Here is a 17,848-nt window from a genome sequence, read left to right as displayed (position 1 = left end):
ACTCCTCCTGCTCCGGCTCCCGAATCCTGTACCACGCCACATACAGCGCCGGCAGGAACATCAGCGTCAGCACCGTCGCCACCACGATCCCGCCGATCATCGCGTAGGCCATCGGGCCCCAGAACACTTCCCGGGCAATCGGGATCATCCCCAGGCTCGCCGCCGCCGCCGTCAGCAAGATCGGTCGACGCCGATGCTCCGTCGCCTCCACCACCGCATCCCACGGCGCATAACCATTACTCTCGTACTCGTTGATCTGGGTCACCAGGATCACCGAGTTGCGGATGATGATGCCGATCAGCGCGAGAATCCCGAGGATCGCCACAAAGCCCATCGGCGTGCCCGTCGGCACCAGCGCCAGGACCACGCCGATCAGCCCCAGCGGCGCGACACTGGCCACCAGGAACATCTTCTGCACACTGTGCAACTGGATCATCAGGAAGGTCGCCATGAGGAACAGCATCAGTGGTACCACCTTGGCAATCGGCCCCTGGGCCTTGCCGCTCTCCTCCACCGTACCGCCGGTGACCACCTTGTAACCCGGTGGCAAGCCGGCGGCGAACTGGTCGATATCGGGCTTCAACTGCTTGACCAGATCGGTCGGCTGCAAGTTGCCACGCACCCCAGCCTTGAGGGTGATGGTCGGCAAGCGATCACGGCGCCAGACCAGCGGCTGCTCCAGTTCATAACGCACGGTGGCGAACGCCAGCAACGGAATCGACACCCCGTTGGGCGTGACGATCTGCAGGTTCTGCAAGGTTTCCGGCGTGCCCCGCTCACTGTCCACCGCCCGCCCGACCACGTTGATCAGGTAGATATCGTCCTTGACCTGGGTCACCGGCGAACCGCTGACAATGCTGTTCATCAGCCTCGCCACATCCTCGGATGACAAACCGAACTGCCGCGCCTTGTCCTGGGCGATATCGATGCGCAGCACCTTGCCCGGCTCGTTCCAGTCGTAGATGGTTTCGCCGACATTGGGGTTCTTGTCGAGGATGGTCGCCAGTTCGATAGCATGCTTGCGCACCTGGTCGATGTCCTTGCCACTGACCCGGTACTGCAACGGCCGCCCCACCGGCGGGCCCATTTCCAGGGTCTGGACAAAGCTGCCGATGCCGACGAAATCCTCGCGCAGGCGCTTGTTCAGCCGCTCGATCAACGCGGCACGCTGCTCCAGGCCTTTGCTGACAATGATCAACTGCGCGTAGTAGGGGTTCTGCAATTGCTGGTCGAGGGGCAAGTAGAAACGGACCGCGCCCTCGCCGATATAGCTGCTCCAGCGCAGGATATCCGGGTCGTCCTTGAGGCTCGCCTCAAGCCGGTCCACCGCCTTGCGCGTTTCGTTGATCGAGGCGTTTTGCGGCAGGTTGAGGTCGACAAGGATTTCCGGACGGTCCGAGGACGGAAAGAACTGGTTCTGCACAAAACGCATGCAGAACACCGACAAGGCAAAGATCAACACCGTGAGGCCGATGGCCCACCAGCGATTGCGCATCGACCAGAGCAAACCGGCGTTGAACACCCGGGCAACACGTCCCGGTTCGCCACCATGGCCCTTCACGTTCTCACTGAGGATATGCACGGCGATCACCGGCGCGAACAGCACCGCGACCACCCACGACACCAGCATCGCCACGGCAATCACCGCGAACAGGGTGAAGGTGTATTCCCCGGCGGAACTCGCATTGAGGCCGATAGGCACGAAGCCCGCCACGGTCACCAGGGTACCGGTCAGCATCGGAAAGGCCGTCGAGGTGTAGGCGAACGTCGCCGCCTGTTCCTTGCTGTCGCCCTTCTCCAGCCGCGTGACCATCATTTCCACGGTGATCATCGCATCGTCCACCAGCAGGCCGAGGGCGATGATCAAGGCGCCGAGGGAGATCCGCTGCATGGTGATACCGCTGTATTCCATAAATACGAAGACCATCGCCAGCACCAGCGGGATCGAGCAGGCCACCACCAGCCCGGCACGCATACCGAGGGCGATAAAACTCACCACCAAGACGATGATCACTGCCTCGAACAAAGCGCTGGTGAAACCGCCGACGGCCTTCTCCACCACCTCGGCCTGGTCGGAGACCTTGTGCACGCCGACACCCACCGGCAGTTCGGCGGTCAGGCTGTCCATGCGCGCATGCAGGCTCTTGCCGAAGTCCTGGATATTGCCGCCCTTCTTCATGGCGATGGCCAGGCCGATGGCGGCCTGGCCGTTGTAGCGGAACAGCGGGGTCGGCGGGTCGACATAACCGCGGCTGATCTCGGCGATATCGGCCAGACGGTAGAAACGGTCATTGAGCTTGAGGTTGACCGCCTCCAGGTCTTTCTCCGAGGCGTATTGCCCGGAAGCCCGCACCGAGATCCGCTCCGGCCCGGCCTCGATCACCCCGGCCGGGGTCACCGCGTTCTGCGATTGCAGGCTCTGCACCACCTGGCGCTGGTCGATGCCCAGGGCGGCCAGCTTGCGGGTGGAGAAGTTCAGGTAGAGGACTTCGTCCTGCGCGCCGATCATCTGGATCTTGCCCAGGCCCGGCACATCGCGAATCTGCGCCCGCACCTGTTCCACGTAGTCGCGCAGCTGACGCATGCTCAGGCCGTCGCTGGTAAAGGCGTAGACCGAACCGAATACATCGCCGAACTCGTCGTTGAACCCCGGTCCCTGGATACCCTGGGGGAAGTCACCGCGGATATCGTCGATCTTCTTGCGTACCTGGTACCAGATCTCCGGGATGTCCTTGCCGCTGGTGGTGTCACGCAGAAACACGAACACCGTCGACTCGCCCGGCCGGGTGTAACTCTTCACATAGTCCAGGGAGTCGAGTTCTTCGAGTTTTTTCTCGATGCGGTCGGTGACCTGTTCCAGGGTGTCATCCACCGTGGCGCCGGGCCATTTGGTCTGGATGATCATGGTCTTGATGGTAAAGGACGGATCTTCCTCGCGCCCCAGGTTGATGTAGGAAAACACCCCCATCAACAGCGCGACGAACATCAGGTACCAGACGAACGACTGGTGTTTGAGGGCCCACTCGGACAGGTTGAAGGACCCTTTCATTGGGCTTTTTCCTCGGCGACTTTGACTTTCTGCCCCGGTTTCAGGCTGTTCACTCCGGCACTCACCACCCGTTCGCCGGGTTTGACGCCGGAAGCCAGCAGCACGCCGTCGGCATCGCGACTGAGCACCCGGACCTCACGCAATGCAACTGTCTGGTCCTGCGGGTCGATGATCCAGACCCGGGTCTGGCCCTCGCTTTCCAGCAGGGCCGAGAGTGGCAGGCGGGTCCGTGGCTCGATGGCCGAGCTGAGGGTGACGCTGATGGAGCTGCCCAGGCGAAACGCCGCCGGGGTTTCGGCCAGGGTCAGCCGCGCGCGCCGGGTGCGGGTGGCGCTGTCGGCCAGGGGCTCGATTTCCCGCAGGTGCGCGATGGTGTTGACGGCGGGGTCGAGCTGGCTGGCGACAAGGAACTCGACGCCCTCGCTCAACTGATCCGCCAGGGAGGCCGGCAGGTCGATGACCGCTTCCTTGATATCGGGACGCGCCAGGGTCACCACCTGCTGGCCGGCGCTGACCACCTGGCCGGCTTCGGCTTTCCAGGCGGTGACCACCGCCGCGTGGTCGCTGTGCAGTTCGCTGTAGCCGAGCTGGTCGCGGGCCTGGCTGACCGAGGCCTTGGCCTGTTCCAGGGAGGCACCGGTGGTTTTCAGGTCGGTCTGGGCGACGTCCAGCTGGGCCTGGGCGCCGACGCCACGGTCGAACAGTTCCTGCTGGCGCCGGGCATTGGCCTGGGCATTGATCCACTGCGCCTGGACCCGCGCCAGATCGCCTTCGGCGGCGCGCAACTGGTTCTGTTGATCGGTGGGATCGAGACTGGCGAGCAAGGCGCCCTGGGCCACCTCGCTGCCGACATCCACATAACGCCGGGCAATGCGTCCCGAGACACGAAAACCCAGGGTGCTTTCATAACGCGCCTGGATGCTCCCGGCGAAACGCCCGAGGCTCTGTTCCAGTGCCGGCGTAACCTCGACGAACAGCACCGGGCGTACCGGTTCGGGGGCAGGCTCCTGTTTCGAGCAGGCGACCAGCAAGGCGCCACTCAGCAACACCAGCGACAGGCGCTTCATGGCTGGGCTCCCTTGGCCGGTTGCGCGGCGATCTCCACCCGCATGTCCGGATGGAGCAATTGCCCGCCGGCGATCACCACCTTTTCGCCACCCTGGAGGCCGTCGCTGATGATCACATGGCCGGTCAGGTAGCGCCCGACCTTGACCCGGTGCAGGCTGACTTTACCGCTATCGTCCACCAGCCACACGGCAGGCTCGCTGATGTCCTTGGTCAGGGCCGACCAGGGCAGCTCGATGCTGGCTTTGCCGGGGGCGGTGACGGTGGCGCTGACCACCGAGCCCAGGTCCATGCCGGCCGGTAGCGCGCCGAGGGCCACCTTGACCTGCACGGTGCCGCTCTGGGCGGAAACCGCCGGGGTCACTTCACGGACCTTGCCCGTGGCCTGGATACTCGGGTTGTCGAGCAGGGTCACGGTGATGCTCTGGTCATCCGGCGGCTCCACCAGCAGCGCTTCGTAGACGTTGAATACCGCGTCGCGCGCGCCGTCACGGGCCAGGCTGAAGATCGGCATGGTCGCCTGCACCACCTGCCCGACCTCGGCCTGGCGGGCGGTGATCACCCCGGGCGCCTCGGCGATCAGCGAGGTGTAACTCAGCTGTTCACGGGCATTGGCCAACTGTGCCTGGGCCGCCGTGAGCGCGCTCTTGCTGCTCAGCAAGGCGGCCTGGGCCGAGTCGTATTCGCTGCGACTGGTATACCCCTTGGGCAGGAGCTTCTGCTGGCGGACGAAAGCCGCGCTGGTCTGTTGCACCCGCGCCTGCTGGGCGTTGACCTCGGCCTGGGCGGTGTCGACATGGGTTTGCAGGTCCTTGGGGTCGAGCTTGGCGAGCACCTGTTTGGCGGAGATCCGCGCGCCGACGTCGACAGAGCGCTGGATGATCTTGCCACCGACACGGAACGACAGGTCGGTCTGGACCCGGGCCTGGACATCGCCGGTCAGGGTCACGGCGGCGCCGAAATCCTTGCGTTGCACCTGCTCGACGAAGACCCGCGGCCGCTCGGGCTGCGGCGGTTTGTCATGACCGCATCCACTCAAGAGCGCTGCCAGGCCGAGGGCGACCATCCACTGTGTTCGATGCCCCTTCATGCACGCTCCTTTGCGTAATACAGTTTCGCCAGTGCGGTTACGACTGTTAGCGTAGAACAGGGTTCCCTCCGCGCACATCAACGACTCAACTCATCCGGCAGGACGCTTTACCATGCTCAAGACCCTCGCGGTCGCCAACTACCGCTCGATCAACCAACTGGTGGTGCCGCTGGGTCGGCTGAACCTGATCACCGGGCCCAATGGCAGCGGCAAATCCAACCTCTATCGCGCCCTGCACCTGCTGGCGGAAACCGCCCAGGGCGGGGTGGTCAACGCACTGGCGCGTGAAGGCGGGCTGGAGTCGACCTTCTGGGCGGGGCCGGAAACCATCAGCCGGCGCATGCGCAACGGTGAAGTGGCCATTGAAGGCCAGGTCCGCAAGGGGGCGAAGCGCCTGCGCCTGGGGTTTGCCGGTGAGGACTTCAGCTACGCCATTTCCCTCGGTTTGCCGGAGCCGAGCAGTTCGTATTTTTCCCTGGACCCGGAGATCAAGCGCGAATGCATCTGGGCCGGTGCCCTGTATCGCCCGGCCAGCCTGCTGGTGGGACGTTCCGGGCCCATGGTCAAGGCCCGCGAAGGGCGTGGCTGGGAGGTGCTGGCGCAACACACGCCAAGCTTCGACAGCCTGTTCGATCAGGTCGGCAATCTGCGCGGTTCGCCGGAAGTACTGTTACTGCGTGAGAGCATTCGCGGCTGGCGTTTTTACGATCACTTTCGCAGCGATGCCGACGCGCCTGTACGCCAGCCCCAGTTGGGTACACGCACGCCGGTGCTGCATCACGACGGTCGCGACCTGGCGGCGGCGTTGCGGACCATTATCGAAGTCGGCGACGCCGAGGCCCTGCACGCGGCCATCAGCGATGCCTTTCCTGGCTCACGACTGGAGATCGCGCCGTTGCAGGGTGCGCGCTTTGCCATCGAGTTCTATTAGGAAGGGTTGCTGCGACCGCTGTCGGCTGCCGAGCTGTCGGACGGGACCTTGCGTTATCTGCTGCTGGTGGCGGCGTTGCTGACGCCCCGGCCACCGACCCTGATGGTGCTGAACGAACCGGAAACCAGCCTGCACCCGGACCTGCTACCGGCCTTGGCGCGCCTGATCGTACAGGCTTCGGAGCACTGTCAGGTGTGGGTGGTGTCCCATGCCAGCCGCCTGATCGCGGCGTTGCAGCAGGACCCGGCGTGCAACGCCATCGTCCTGGAGAAAATCCTCGGACAGACCGGGGTTGTCGGCCAGGACAGACTCGATGAGCCGGCCTGGAACTGGCCGGATTGACCCTGGATTAAAACCCGCCCGACGGATTTGCCGGATAGTCAGCGGGCGGCTACTTTCCTTTGCAGCGCAATACGGATCTTTTTACCCAATGGGCGCTCCAAGCACGGACGAACATGGCCCGCTCAATGGCCAGCCCATAACAAGGAAGACTATATGGTTCAGGCAAAAGCGCCGGAAAAGCTCGATCCACAAGACATCGTGAAGCTGTTGATGGCATTGCGCCGAGCAGTGAGAAAACAACCGAGCGGGCAATAAAAAACGCCGACGCTGGTTGCTCGTCGGCGTTCAAACCTTGGAAGGGGTTCTTCGCGAATCAGAACGCCGGCAATACCGCGCCTTTGTACTTCTCGGCGATGAATGCTTTCACTTCCGGGCTGGTCAGGGCCTTGGCCAGTTTCTGGATCGCGTCGCTGTCCTTGTTGTCCGGACGAGCTACCAGGAAATTCACGTAAGGCGAATCGGCACCTTCGATCACCAGTGCGTCTTTAGCCGGGTTCAGGCCCGCTTCCAGCGCGTAGTTGGTGTTGATCATGTCCAGGTCGACCTGGTCCAGAACCCGTGGCAGCAGGGCCGATTCCAGTTCCTTGAACTTCAGGTGCTTGTCGTTCTTGACGATGTCTTTGGGCGTCGACAGGGCGTTGGTCGGGTCTTTCAGGGTGATCAGGCCGGATTTCTGCAGGAGCAGCAGGGCACGGCCGCTGTTGCTGCCTTCGTTCGGGATAGCCACGGTGGCGCCGTCTTTCAGCTCAGCCAGGCTTTTGACTTTCTTCGAGTAACCACCGAAAGGCTCGACGTGCACGCCAATCACAGTGACCAGGTTGGTGCCCTTGCCTTTATTGAAGCCATCCAGGTACGGCTTGGTCTGGAAGTAGTTGGCGTCCAGGTGTTTCTCGGCCACCTGGGTGTTCGGTTGTACGTAGTCGGTGAAGACCTTGATTTCCAGGTCCACGCCTTCTTTGGCCAGGGTCGGCTTGATCAGCTCGAGGATCTCGGCATGGGGGATCGGCGTTGCCGCCACGACCAGTTTCTCGCCGGCCTGGGCCAGACCTGCCGCCAGAGCGGCCGCCAATGCGGTAAACAACAGAACCTTTTTCATGCAGTGTCCTTATCGAAGATCACGGTCGTCATCGACGACAGCCTTGAGAGAGAGGTGCCAGTAAAGTGATATCGCTGGCGTGGGGCAGAAGATACCGATATTTTTTATTCCAGAACAATATCTTTTATTCATCTTCATATTCCATTTTGTTCATACAGCACTATCCAGCAGGCGCTTGAGTGCCGCCAGTTCCTCAGGGGAACTGCTACCGATAAATTGCTCGATCAAGGCCAGGGGTGCCGGCAGGTTCAAGTGCTCCGGCAGAATCTCGTCGCCACTGCTGACCAGCAAGGCAAAGTGAATGACATTCTCCAGCTCGCGGGTATTGCCCGGCCAGCTGTGACGCTCCAGAGCACGCTGGGCACTTTCGCTGACCAGTGGCACCGGCAGGCTCAGGCGCTGACTGTAGATACCTAGAAAATACTCGGCCAGGGGCAGGATATCGCCGACCCGCTCGCGCAATGCCGGCAACTCCAGCCGGCCTTCGCTGAGGTAGTGATACAGGCGCTCATGGAATTTACCGACCGCCACCGCCTGGGCCAGGTCGATGCTGGTGGCCGCCACCAGGCGCACATCCACGGGGCTCGGTTGCGGCGCGCCGACCCGGGTGACTTCATGATTTTCCAGGGCCGCGAGCAACTTCACCTGGATCGGCAACGGCAGGTCGCCAATCTCGTCCAGGTACAAGGTGCCGCCATTGGCCGAGCCGAACCAGCCGGCGCGACTGCTGGCCGAACCGCTGTAGGCCCCCGCCGCATAACCGAACAGTTCGGCATCGGCGTAGGTCGGGCTGATGGCGCCGCAGTTCACCGAAACAAACAACCCGGTGCGGTCGCTGGCGCGGTGGATATGCCGGGCGAGCAACTCCTTGCCGGTCCCGGTCTCGCCACGGATCAATACCGGCACCGACTTGGGCGCCAGGGTTTCGAGTTCTTCACGCAGTTGCCGCGAACGCGGGTCGACGAACACCAGCGCCTTGGCGCGAATGCTCAGTGGGCTTTTTTCCGAATCGGGAAAGGTCAGCAGCGGCTGACCGAAGGTTTCATGCAGGCTCATGGCAGGCTCCCGCCCCAAACCACCAATGGCAGTGGGCGTTCAAGCAAAAGAAAGAATTCAGGCGCGACGCAGGGAATGCTGTTCCATTCGGGTCTGCAGGCGGTACAGATAGGCAAAACCCTGCTCCCAACGCTGGTGACCGGACTTCACATTGATATGCCCGGCACCGCTGAGGATGCTCGCTTGCGCGCCCCAGTCGCGGGCCAGTTCCAGGGTCCGCGGGGCGCTGACGGCGGCGTCGTTGTCGGAGGCGACGATCTGGCTCGGAAACGGCAGCAGGTCGCTCGGAATCGGCGCAAAGTTACGCAAGGCCGGGGCGCAGGCGGGACGCTCGACATCGGCCGGGGCCACCAGCAATGCACCACGGACCTGGCGCAGCAGGTGCAACGGCGCTGTTTGCGCCCAGTGGGCAACGGTGATGCAACCCAGGCTGTGGGCAATCAAGATCACCGGCGTATCGTCCGCGGCAATGGCTTCGGCCAGGGCCGCGACCCAGTCTTCGCGGCGCGGCGTCAGCCAGTCGGCCTGCTCCACCCGCGCACTGTTGGGCAGGCTGTTCTGCCAGTGGGTTTGCCAATGATCTTCTGGCGATCCTTGCCAGCCCGGCACGATCAGATAACGAATCGACTCGTTGCGCATGGGGTACACCTCCTCCAGCGTTTGCGTTCCCGATCGAGTATAGGGAGGAGAGTTATATTCGTTAAGGAATAAGAAGCTATTTATTAAGACCATAAAGAAATATAAGAACTAGCGAATCACTCCTTGTCGACGCGAATCCTTGTGGGAGCGGGCTTGCCAGCGATGAAGCCCGCAGTCATGTATCGACTATCCATCCACCATCGCCGGCAAGCCGGTTCCCACAGGTTCTGCATTTGCCAGTTGCTCCGTGGAAAATAAAAAAGGGCCGCACCCTGCCAAGGAGACGGCCCAAGAAACATCGAAGATGTGTTGCCCTCAGCGTGCGGTAATCACCGACAGTTTGGTAATCCCGGCCCGCTCGATGGAGGCCATGGCCCGCGCCACTTCGCCGTAGTTCACGCCGTTGTCGGCCTGCAATTGCACCCGCAGGTCCGGATCCTTGGCCTTGGCCGCCTGGAGGTTGAACTCCAGCAGCTCGGGCTTGATTTCATCCTTGTTGAGGAACAGCTTGCCGCTGCCATCAATACTCACCACCAGCGGGTCCTTCTGCTCCACCGGCGCCACGGCTTCGGTCTTCGGCAGGTTGATCGGAATCGCATTGGTCAGCAGCGGCGCGGTGACGATAAACACCACCAGCAGCACCAACATCACGTCCACCAGCGGCGTGACGTTGATCTCGCTCAATACCTCATCGCTGTCCTGGGTCGAGAAGGCCATATCAGGACGCCTCCTTCACTTTCTGCGCACCGCCCTGGGCGGCGGTTTTGTTCGCCGTCGGGTGGATCAGCACGCGGAACGAACTCTTCTGCGCCAGGCTGTAGAAGTCATGGGCGAAGTCATCGAGGTCGGCGGCGGTGAGCTTCAGGCGACGCAGGAAATAGTTGTAAACCAGCACCGCCGGCACCGCGACGGCGATCCCGACACCGGTGGCCACCAGCGCGGCACCGATCGGCCCGGCAACGGTTTCCAGGCTCGCGGACCCGGCGGCGCTGATGCCTTTCAAGGCTTCCATGATCCCCCACACGGTGCCGAACAGACCAATGAACGGCGAGGTGCTGCCGATACTGGCGACTACCGCCAGGCCGGTTTCCAGGGAGCGTCGTTCCCGCACGATCTGTTGGCGCAGGGCACGTTCGAGACGGTCCTGATGATTGATCGCCTGGCTCAGATCCGCCGCGTGGGACGCATCGCCGACCTGGATCGCGGCATAACCGGCCTGGGCCACGCGAGCGGCTGCGCCCGGTTGGGTTTCGCTGAGCTCGGCGGCCGAGTCGAGGCTGGAAGCGGCCCAGAACTGTTTGTGGAACTTGCGATCCTGGGCCTTGAGGCGGCCGAACTGCACGCCCTTGAGCAGGGCCAGGCCCCAGGTGGCGACGGAGAAAACCACCAGCAGCCAGATCACCGCGCTTTCGATGGATTGGAGTGGAGATGCCAGTAACGTCATGATGTGTTCCCTCTGTGGAAGCGTTTAGCGCGTTGGGTGCCGATCAGTGGATCTTGAAGTCGATGGGTACGCTGACCCAGCCGACCTGGGCGACATCGCCCTGCTTGGCCGGGACAAAGCTCCAACGCTTGACCGCTGCCAGCGCGGCGTCGTCGAGTTGCTGGCGACCACTGGTTTTCTGAATCTGGATCTCGCCCGGTTTGCCGCTGGCCAGGACCTGCACCCGCAACAAGACCGTGCCTTCCCAACCGCGACGCTGAGCCAGCTGCGGATATTCCGGCGCCGGGTTCTTCAGGTACGCGGCGCTGGCCGAAGCCGGGGTCACCGGTGCCGGCGTCGGCGGCGCCGGTGGCGCTGCCGGAGCCGCTGGCTCTGGCGGCGCGGGCGGTTGCTCGACCGGCTTGGGCGCAGGTTTCGGCTCAGGCTTGGGCACCGGCTTGACCTTGGGTTTGGGCACCGGCTTGGGCGGCGGCGGTTTGGCCGCCAGCTCATCGACCACTGGCGGCGGCGGCTCGACCACCGGTGGGGGCGGCGGAGGCGGAGGGGGTGGAGGCGGCGGTTCAACCACGGGCGGAGCCGGTTGGGAGAACTCGATGGTCATCGGTGGGATTTCCGGCGGCACCACCGGCAGCACCGGGGTTTCCTTCTGGCTCAGCCAGTAGATCACCGCGCCATGCAGCACCAGCGCGAACACCCCGAGCAAGATCGCCTCGCGTCGGCTGAGGATGCCCTTGGGCACTTTCTGCAGACGCAATTGCCCCAGCGGCGCGCGGTGGGGCCGGCCGAGGTCGACCAACTCGCCACCCGGTGCCGGTTGCCTGCGCACCTCATGTGCACTGGCAGCGGTCTGGACATTGCCCATTGAATAACTCCTGCGGTCTTCAGCAAAAAATCGTCGAGGCGCGCTTGGCGGCGTCGAGGTGCCGATGATCCACGGAGGCTGCTTAGGCCTTAAAGCAATATTTAAAATTATACATAGAACAAAAATGAATATTGATTTTCAGTGCCCCGCTCAAGGCCGCGTGTTTCAAGGGCTCCAGCCAATCGCCCGGAAAGCCATGCTTTTCAGGCATTGAAAATATTCGCTCAAGGCATGCCTTCAAGGCCCGAAACCGCCACTTGATGAGCGATTTCAAACACGCGGCGGCGATCACCACACGGGCAACCGCGCGGATGACAAAGAAACAGAAAGAAGGATTCGGATGTAAGAAAGAGGAAAGTACAAACAATAAAATGGCGTATTTAATAATTAACACAGACGACAAAACATACCGCCAGTACTTCGAGCGGATGAGCAGCATCCGCCACTCACCCGTTCGTTGGCCTGGCAGTATAGTGTGTTGCCTTTATTACTGTTTGACGAACTCGCCACCCAGACCGACCACTTGGCCGTCAAAGGTGCTGCGTGAACCGCTCGCTCTCAGTCGCCCGTAGTTGTGGTCGGGGGAGAAGGCGGCGAAGGTGACATAGCCGTGACCATCATTGTAGCCAGTGAAGGCAATGATCGTGGGCTGGCCGGTGCTGTTCTGGAAGTGGTAGTGACCGGTCACGTTGTAGTTCACACCGGCCTGGGTGATCTGCCCGCTGAAGGAACCGTTCGAGTCGTTACCGTCGGTCACGACCAGTCTGGCGTCAGAGTTGGCGTTTACATAAGTTCCATTGATGCTCGACATGATGCGTTCTCCTTATGTCGTTAATACACTCTTCCACTGAAGGTGAGGTTCTCCTGAAACTCACGACACCCAGCATGGTTGGACTTGTAACGTCTGTCCAATTGCACCACCGGTTATTTATCAATCGATTGGCTATATGAACCATGAGCATGGTGAATAACTTGTTTGGCGGATGAGTTGTATATAACCAACTCTTCACTGAATGGACTCAGAAGTCATAGCGCCCGGTCACCCCGAGGGTCCGCGGCGTGCCGAGCAGTCCTTCATAGCCGCCATTGCCGCCGGTCCAGAGGGTGGTGTAGTAGGTCTTGTCGAAGGCGTTCTTCAACCACAACGACACATCCCATTGACCCTGCTTGAAATCGCCGCGCAAGCCGGTGGACAGGTTGACCACCGCATAGCTGGGAATCTGCCCATAGGCGGAGTCCTCGACCGTACCGGCGGCCTTGGAGCGGAAGGCGTAGCTGCCGGTGACGTATTCTTCCCAACCGTTATCCAGGTTCCATTTGTATTCGCCATTGGCGTTGGCAATCCACTTCGACGCCCCCGCCACCTGGTGCCCGGTAAGGTCGCAGGAAGCCGGCGCCCCGGGTTGCAAGGCGACCTCGGGCGCGCACGGCGCATCCTTGTAGGACATGTAACGCACATCGTTATAGGAGCCGTTGAGATTGAGGGTCAGGCCGCGCAGGGGAATCAGCGTGCTCTCCACTTCCAGCCCGCGCGAGCGCACGGAACCGGCGTTGGTCAGGTATTGCACACGGGTGTCGTAGTCATAGGCGTTGGTCTGGTATCCGTTGACCTGGGTCCAGAACAGGTTGGCGTTGAGCTGCAGGCGCTTGTCCCACAGGGTGCTCTTGAAACCCAGTTCGGCGTTGTTGGCGCGCTCGCTGCCCACCAGCAGCGAGCCGGCACCGGCCGTTGGGGCCGTCCCCACCGCAAGGCTGACACCACCGGATTTTTCACCGTGGGACAGGGTCGCATAACCCAACAGGTCGTCGGTGAAGCGATAGCTCAGGTTCAGCAGGCCCGACGGGCTGATGCTGTACAGGCTCAGGTTACCGGAGTCATAGGCACCGGCACGGCCGGCTCGGGCCGTGGCGGCGGCACCGGTCACGGCTGCACCGCCAACCGGTGCATCGCGGGTCACCCAGGCACTTTTTTCCTCGTAGCTGCCGCGCAGGCCGGCGGTGAAGTCGAGGCGCTCAGTCAGGTGCCAGGTGCCCTGGGCGAAGAGCGCGAAACTGTCGGTGTCGATATGCCCGTTGCCGATGCTGGTGACGTTGTTCAACGCGCCCGTGGGGGTGCCGTTCCAGATATCCGCCTTGGGGCCGTAGTAGCTGAAGCTCTGGTTATCCAGCTTCGAGCCGAAGTAGTACGCCCCCAGCACATAGTCGAAGAACCCACCCGTGGGCGAGGCCAGGCGCACCTCCTGGGACCACTGGGTATCCTCCACCGAGACCCCGGAGTTGTAGGCGGCCGGGACGTTGAGCCCGTCGTCGTTGCGCGGAGTGAAGTTCCACCAGCGATAGGCGCTGATGGACGTCAGGGTGAAATCGTTGGGCAGGGTCCAGTTGGCCTCCAGGGAAGTGCCGCCCTGGAACACCCCGACGTGTTGCTGACCGTCGAGATTCACTTCCCGATTCCGACCATCGGCGAGGGTCGCCCCGGCCGCGGCAGCCCGCGCCTGGTAAAGGTTCACGCCATTGATGGTCGGGCCGGTGCTGTAGAGCACGCGGGTCCCGGCGCTGGAGTCTTCTTCGTTGTAGTCGCCGATCCAGCGCAGGCTGAAGTTTTCGTTGGGCTTGAACAGCAGCTGTCCGCGAAAGCCGTCCCGCGAGCCGCCGTCCAGCTCATGGCCGTTGTATTCGTTCTTGATATCGCCATCGCTGCTGGTGCGATAGGCCGACAGGCGCCCGGCCAACTGATCGGTGATCGGGCCGGAAATCGTGCCCTTGGTCTGGAAATAACCATCCTCGCCCACCGAACTTTCAATGCTGCGCTCGGGCGTGAAACTCGGCGCCCGGGTATTGATATTGATCACCCCGGCAGTGGTGTTCTTGCCGAACAGCGTGCCCTGGGGACCGCGCAACACTTCCAGTTGCTCGATATCCATCAGGTCGAATACGGCCATGCCCGGACGACTCAGGTAGACGTTGTCGATATACAGCCCGACGCTGCCCTCCAGGCCATCGCTGGCCGGATTGTTGCCCAAGCCGCGAATCGACACGCTGGACTGGCGCGCATGCATGTAGGCGACGTTGACGCTGGGCACCAGTTGCTGCAGATCCTGGATGCGATAGACCCGCTGGCTTTCCAGGGCCTGGCCACCGATCACGCTGATGGGCACGGGCACGCTCTGGGAGCTTTCTTCCCGGCGCCGGGCGGTGACGGTCACGGTTTCCAACTGCCCGCTGTCGGCCTTGGGCTTGCTGGTACTGGCCACGGGTGCCGGGTCCGGCGGTGCTTCGCTCTCGGCGGCCTGGCCCAGAGACCAACTGGCACTCCCCGCCAGCAACAGGGCCAGGGGCAAGCGCTTGAGCCGCCGCGAAGGGTGATGCAAGGCAAAATTGAACGAATTCATGGGCGGCTCCTGGTCAAAAAATACACATCCGGTATATTCTTTAAAGTTATTTATTTATGTTTTTACAGATATTTACTGCATAAGAGATTGCCTTTATAAGGAATCGACGTAATGCATAGCCAATGCATTTCCCCGATATTTTCCATGTGAAAAATGCATATCGACCTGCGTCAACTCCGTCACTTCATCGCCCTCGCCGAGCAGCGCAGTTTTGTCGCCGCGGCCACGGCGGTGAACCTCTCGCAGTCAGCGTTCAGCCGCAGCATCCAGGCTCTGGAACACAGCGCCGGGTGTCAGTTGGTGGATCGCGGACGCAAGGACCTGGCGCCGACCAAACAGGGCCAGGTGTTGCTCGAACATGCTCGCCGACTGGTCAGCGGCGCCCAGCAACTGGCCAATGAAATCAGCCAGTTCAACGGCCTGGAGGCCGGCGAGGTGCGCTTCGGCTGCGGGCCGGCGCCGGCCTCGGGGTTGATCCCACGGGCCATCGGCCACTTCATCGGGCGCTATCCGAAAGCCCGGGTGCAGTTCCAGGTGGATGACTGGCAGAGCCTGAGCAAACGGCTGTTGAACGATGAGTTCGAATTTTTCGTCGCCGACACCCGCAGCTTCGAGGCCAACCCGGATTACCTGACCCAGCGCCTGCGGCCACGCAAGTGGTATTTCTGCTGCCGGGCCGGGCATCCGCTGGCGGCTCAGGAGAGCGTGACGGCCGGGCAATTGCTGAGTTATCCCCTGGCCTCGACGATTCGTCCGCCGAACTTGCGCAAGGTGATCGTCGACCTCAGCGGTCGCCCGGATTTCACTCCGCAGGTGGAGTGTGAAAGTGCGTTCAGCCTGTTGGGGGTGGTGTTGAGATCGGATGCCATTGGTATCTGCGGTGAGAACAGCGATGCCTGGGAGTACGCCCGTGGCGGGTTGGTAAGGCTGAAGATCGAGGGGTTGGCGGAGGATCTGGAGGAGTTGTATACGCGGTATGGGATTGTCAGCCGGGCCGGGTATCGGTTGTCGCCGCTGGCCGAGGCGATGATCGAGCAGATCAAGAGCGAGGATGCGCTGGAGGTGGGTGAGGTGTGCAGCCTGGAGCAAATGGCTGTCTGAGCGAGACTCACCCCATGCACACTGTGCATAGAAAACAGTCGCCAAATGCGCTTGCCGAAAATCGCGCCAAAACGCGAAATCCCTCACTTGTCCTCCGCTGCGGTGAACCTCCATGCCCCACGTGCGCAACGTGCTTTACATCATGTGCGACCAACTGCGTCGCGATTATCTGTCCTGCTACGGCCACCCCCATCTGCACACGCCGAATATCGACCGCCTGGCCGCCGCCGGCGTGCGCTTCAGCCGCGCCTACACCCAGGGCACCATCTGCGGGCCGTCGCGGATGTCGGCCTATACCGGACGTTACGTCAGCAGCCATCAAGTGGCCTGGAACGCCGTGCCGCTACCGCTGGAAGAACTGACCATCGGCGACTACCTGCGGCCCCACGGCATCCGCACCGCCCTGGTCGGCAAGACCCACGCCACGCCCAATCTCGACGCCCTGCAGCGACTGGCCATCGACCCCGGCAGCCTTCAGGCCGAGCCCTTCAACGAAGTCGGTTTTGAAGCCTACTCACGCCACGACGGCATCTACCCCGATGACCCGCTGTTCGCCGATAAACGCGAGTCGGCGCCCTACACCCATTACCTGCGCGACCTCGGCTATAACGGCACAAACCCCTGGCATGACTGGGCCAACGCCGCCGAAGGCGAAAACGGCGAGATCCTCAGCGGCTGGCAAATGCGCCACGCCCATTTGCCGGCGCGAGTAGCGGAACAACACTCGGAAACGGTCTACACCACCGACCGCGCCATCGACTTCATCAGCGAACAGGGCGAGCAGCCATGGTGCCTGCACCTGTCGTATATCAAACCGCATTGGCCCTATATCGCCCCCGCGCCGTACCACGCGTTGTACAGACGCGAGCAGGTGCTGCCGGCGGTCCGTCCGGCACCGGGCGCGGCTAGTGATCACCCGGTCTACGGCGCCTTCCGCCAGCATGAGGAAAGCCTGAATTTCTCCAGGGACGAGGTGCGGCTGAATGTGGTCCCGACCTATATGGGCCTGATCAAGCAGGTCGACGACCAGCTCGGGCGACTGTTCGACGTGCTCGAAAGCAGCGGCCACTGGGACGACACACTGATCGTGTTCACCAGCGATCACGGGGATTTTCTCGGCGATCATTTTCTCGGCGAAAAGGAGTTCCTGCTGGAGCAGGCGGTCGGCGTGCCATTGATCGTGCGCGACCCGCGGGCGGCGGCGGATAGTACCCGGGGTACGGTGGATGAACGCCTGGTGGAAACCATCGATGCGCTGCCGACGTTTCTCGAAGCACTGGGTCTGCCGTCGGCGGAACATCGGTTGGAGGGACGGTCGCTGGTGCCGCTGCTGCACGGGGCGCAACCGGACTGGCGCCGCTATGCCATCGCCGAATACGACTATGCCTTCCAGGCCCCGGCCCGGGAGCGGCTGGCGCAATCGATCGATCGTTGCCGGATGACCATGGTCCGTAGCGAGCGCTGGAAGTACCTGGCGTATGACGGATTTCGGCCGCAGTTGTTCGACCTGGAAAACGACCCGCAGGAACTGCGTGACCTGGGGGCCGATCCGGACTTGGCGGCGGTGCGTGAAGAGCACTTGGGGTATCTGTTCGAGTGGCTGCGCGGGTTGAAACGCCGGACCACCATCAGCCATCAGGAAATCGATCTGCGCGGGCAGCGCTTTCGTTATGGCGAGCCGGAGGCGGAGAAGGTGGTGCAGATCGGGGTGTGGTGAAACCTTGAGGGCCGCCAGCCAAGTGTGATCTCAATGTGGCGAGCGGGCTTGCCCGCTCACCACA

General features: G+C 62.4%; 14 protein-coding genes and 1 pseudogene. 3 read left to right on the top strand and 12 right to left on the bottom strand.

Annotation, left to right across the window (positions count from 1 at the left end; translation table 11 throughout):
• The 3 genes from M5C01_RS28185 to M5C01_RS28175 form a co-directional block, all read right to left on the bottom strand.
• A partial coding sequence (locus tag M5C01_RS28185; RefSeq protein ID WP_248764421.1) for an efflux RND transporter permease subunit occupies positions 1-3,049 on the bottom strand: 3,049 nt, incomplete at its 3' end.
• Complete coding sequence (locus M5C01_RS28180) at positions 3,046-4,116, bottom strand: efflux RND transporter periplasmic adaptor subunit (RefSeq protein WP_152741780.1); 1,071 nt, start codon at positions 4,114-4,116, stop codon at positions 3,046-3,048. The genes M5C01_RS28185 and M5C01_RS28180, both read right to left, overlap by 4 nt.
• Positions 4,113-5,204: an efflux RND transporter periplasmic adaptor subunit gene (locus tag M5C01_RS28175; protein WP_152741781.1), complete on the bottom strand. Its 1,092-nt coding sequence runs from the start codon at positions 5,202-5,204 to the stop codon at positions 4,113-4,115. The genes M5C01_RS28180 and M5C01_RS28175 overlap by 4 nt, the downstream gene beginning before the upstream one ends.
• A gap of 112 nt (positions 5,205-5,316) precedes the next feature.
• Here M5C01_RS28175 and M5C01_RS28170 point away from each other — a divergent pair.
• Positions 5,317-6,477 (top strand): annotated as a pseudogene (locus tag M5C01_RS28170) (AAA family ATPase).
• Between the two features lie 313 nt (positions 6,478-6,790).
• On the opposite strand, the gene M5C01_RS28165 reads toward M5C01_RS28170, so the two are convergent.
• The 9 genes from M5C01_RS28165 to M5C01_RS28125 all read right to left on the bottom strand — a co-directional run bounded on the left by M5C01_RS28165 (position 6,791) and on the right by M5C01_RS28125 (position 14,966).
• The gene (locus tag M5C01_RS28165) at positions 6,791-7,573 is read right to left on the bottom strand and encodes a MetQ/NlpA family ABC transporter substrate-binding protein (RefSeq protein ID WP_103499041.1); all 783 of its coding nucleotides are present in this window, start codon (positions 7,571-7,573) and stop codon (positions 6,791-6,793) included.
• A 150-nt stretch (positions 7,574-7,723) separates the two neighbouring features.
• Entirely contained in the window at positions 7,724-8,629 is a 906-nt protein-coding gene (locus M5C01_RS28160) for a sigma-54 dependent transcriptional regulator (RefSeq protein ID WP_152741782.1), read from the bottom strand.
• Positions 8,630-8,686: 57 nt separating this feature from the next.
• The gene (locus M5C01_RS28155) at positions 8,687-9,268 is read right to left on the bottom strand and encodes an alpha/beta hydrolase (protein ID WP_103499039.1); all 582 of its coding nucleotides are present in this window, start codon (positions 9,266-9,268) and stop codon (positions 8,687-8,689) included.
• Positions 9,269-9,583: 315 nt separating this feature from the next.
• Entirely contained in the window at positions 9,584-9,985 is a 402-nt protein-coding gene (locus M5C01_RS28150; protein ID WP_100942624.1) for a biopolymer transporter ExbD, read from the bottom strand.
• A 1-nt stretch (position 9,986) separates the two neighbouring features.
• Complete coding sequence (locus M5C01_RS28145) at positions 9,987-10,712, bottom strand: MotA/TolQ/ExbB proton channel family protein (RefSeq protein WP_152741783.1); 726 nt, start codon at positions 10,710-10,712, stop codon at positions 9,987-9,989.
• Between the two features lie 43 nt (positions 10,713-10,755).
• Entirely contained in the window at positions 10,756-11,574 is an 819-nt protein-coding gene (locus M5C01_RS28140; protein ID WP_152741784.1) for an energy transducer TonB, read from the bottom strand.
• 82 nt (positions 11,575-11,656) lie between these two features.
• A complete protein-coding gene (locus tag M5C01_RS28135) occupies positions 11,657-12,013 on the bottom strand; it encodes a hypothetical protein (protein ID WP_152741785.1) in 357 nt (118 codons plus the stop codon).
• Between the two features lie 48 nt (positions 12,014-12,061).
• Positions 12,062-12,385: a hypothetical protein gene (locus M5C01_RS28130; protein ID WP_103499036.1), complete on the bottom strand. Its 324-nt coding sequence runs from the start codon at positions 12,383-12,385 to the stop codon at positions 12,062-12,064.
• A gap of 208 nt (positions 12,386-12,593) precedes the next feature.
• On the bottom strand, positions 12,594-14,966 hold the full coding sequence (locus M5C01_RS28125; RefSeq protein WP_152741786.1) for a TonB-dependent receptor: 2,373 nt from the start codon (positions 14,964-14,966) through the stop codon (positions 12,594-12,596).
• 153 nt (positions 14,967-15,119) lie between these two features.
• Between M5C01_RS28125 and M5C01_RS28120 the strand changes: the two genes are divergently transcribed.
• A complete protein-coding gene (locus tag M5C01_RS28120) occupies positions 15,120-16,067 on the top strand; it encodes a LysR family transcriptional regulator (protein ID WP_100942629.1) in 948 nt (315 codons plus the stop codon).
• A gap of 112 nt (positions 16,068-16,179) precedes the next feature.
• Positions 16,180-17,784, top strand: coding sequence for an alkaline phosphatase family protein (locus tag M5C01_RS28115; protein ID WP_152741787.1), 1,605 nt, complete (start codon positions 16,180-16,182; stop codon positions 17,782-17,784).
• The last annotated feature ends 64 nt before the right edge of the window (positions 17,785-17,848 follow it).

The sequence above is a fragment of the Pseudomonas sp. MWU12-2319 genome (assembly GCF_023242525.1).
Classification (GTDB): domain Bacteria; phylum Pseudomonadota; class Gammaproteobacteria; order Pseudomonadales; family Pseudomonadaceae; genus Aquipseudomonas; species Aquipseudomonas gingeri_D.
Note: the sequence above shows the minus strand (reverse complement) of the source record. Positions and strands in the feature narration are given on the sequence as shown.

Coding starts and splice junctions, on each gene's coding strand:
- M5C01_RS28180 (WP_152741780.1), bottom strand. CDS start 4,116: ATGAAGCGCCTGTCGCTGGTGTTGCTGAGTGGCGCCTTGCTGGTCGCC.
- M5C01_RS28175 (WP_152741781.1), bottom strand. CDS start 5,204: ATGAAGGGGCATCGAACACAGTGGATGGTCGCCCTCGGCCTGGCAGCG.
- M5C01_RS28165 (WP_103499041.1), bottom strand. CDS start 7,573: ATGAAAAAGGTTCTGTTGTTTACCGCATTGGCGGCCGCTCTGGCGGCA.
- M5C01_RS28160 (WP_152741782.1), bottom strand. CDS start 8,629: ATGAGCCTGCATGAAACCTTCGGTCAGCCGCTGCTGACCTTTCCCGAT.
- M5C01_RS28155 (WP_103499039.1), bottom strand. CDS start 9,268: ATGCGCAACGAGTCGATTCGTTATCTGATCGTGCCGGGCTGGCAAGGA.
- M5C01_RS28150 (WP_100942624.1), bottom strand. CDS start 9,985: ATGGCCTTCTCGACCCAGGACAGCGATGAGGTATTGAGCGAGATCAAC.
- M5C01_RS28145 (WP_152741783.1), bottom strand. CDS start 10,712: ATGACGTTACTGGCATCTCCACTCCAATCCATCGAAAGCGCGGTGATC.
- M5C01_RS28140 (WP_152741784.1), bottom strand. CDS start 11,574: ATGGGCAATGTCCAGACCGCTGCCAGTGCACATGAGGTGCGCAGGCAA.
- M5C01_RS28135 (WP_152741785.1), bottom strand. CDS start 12,013: ATGCTGCTCATCCGCTCGAAGTACTGGCGGTATGTTTTGTCGTCTGTG.
- M5C01_RS28130 (WP_103499036.1), bottom strand. CDS start 12,385: ATGTCGAGCATCAATGGAACTTATGTAAACGCCAACTCTGACGCCAGA.
- M5C01_RS28125 (WP_152741786.1), bottom strand. CDS start 14,966: ATGAATTCGTTCAATTTTGCCTTGCATCACCCTTCGCGGCGGCTCAAG.
- M5C01_RS28120 (WP_100942629.1), top strand. CDS start 15,120: ATGCATATCGACCTGCGTCAACTCCGTCACTTCATCGCCCTCGCCGAG.
- M5C01_RS28115 (WP_152741787.1), top strand. CDS start 16,180: ATGCCCCACGTGCGCAACGTGCTTTACATCATGTGCGACCAACTGCGT.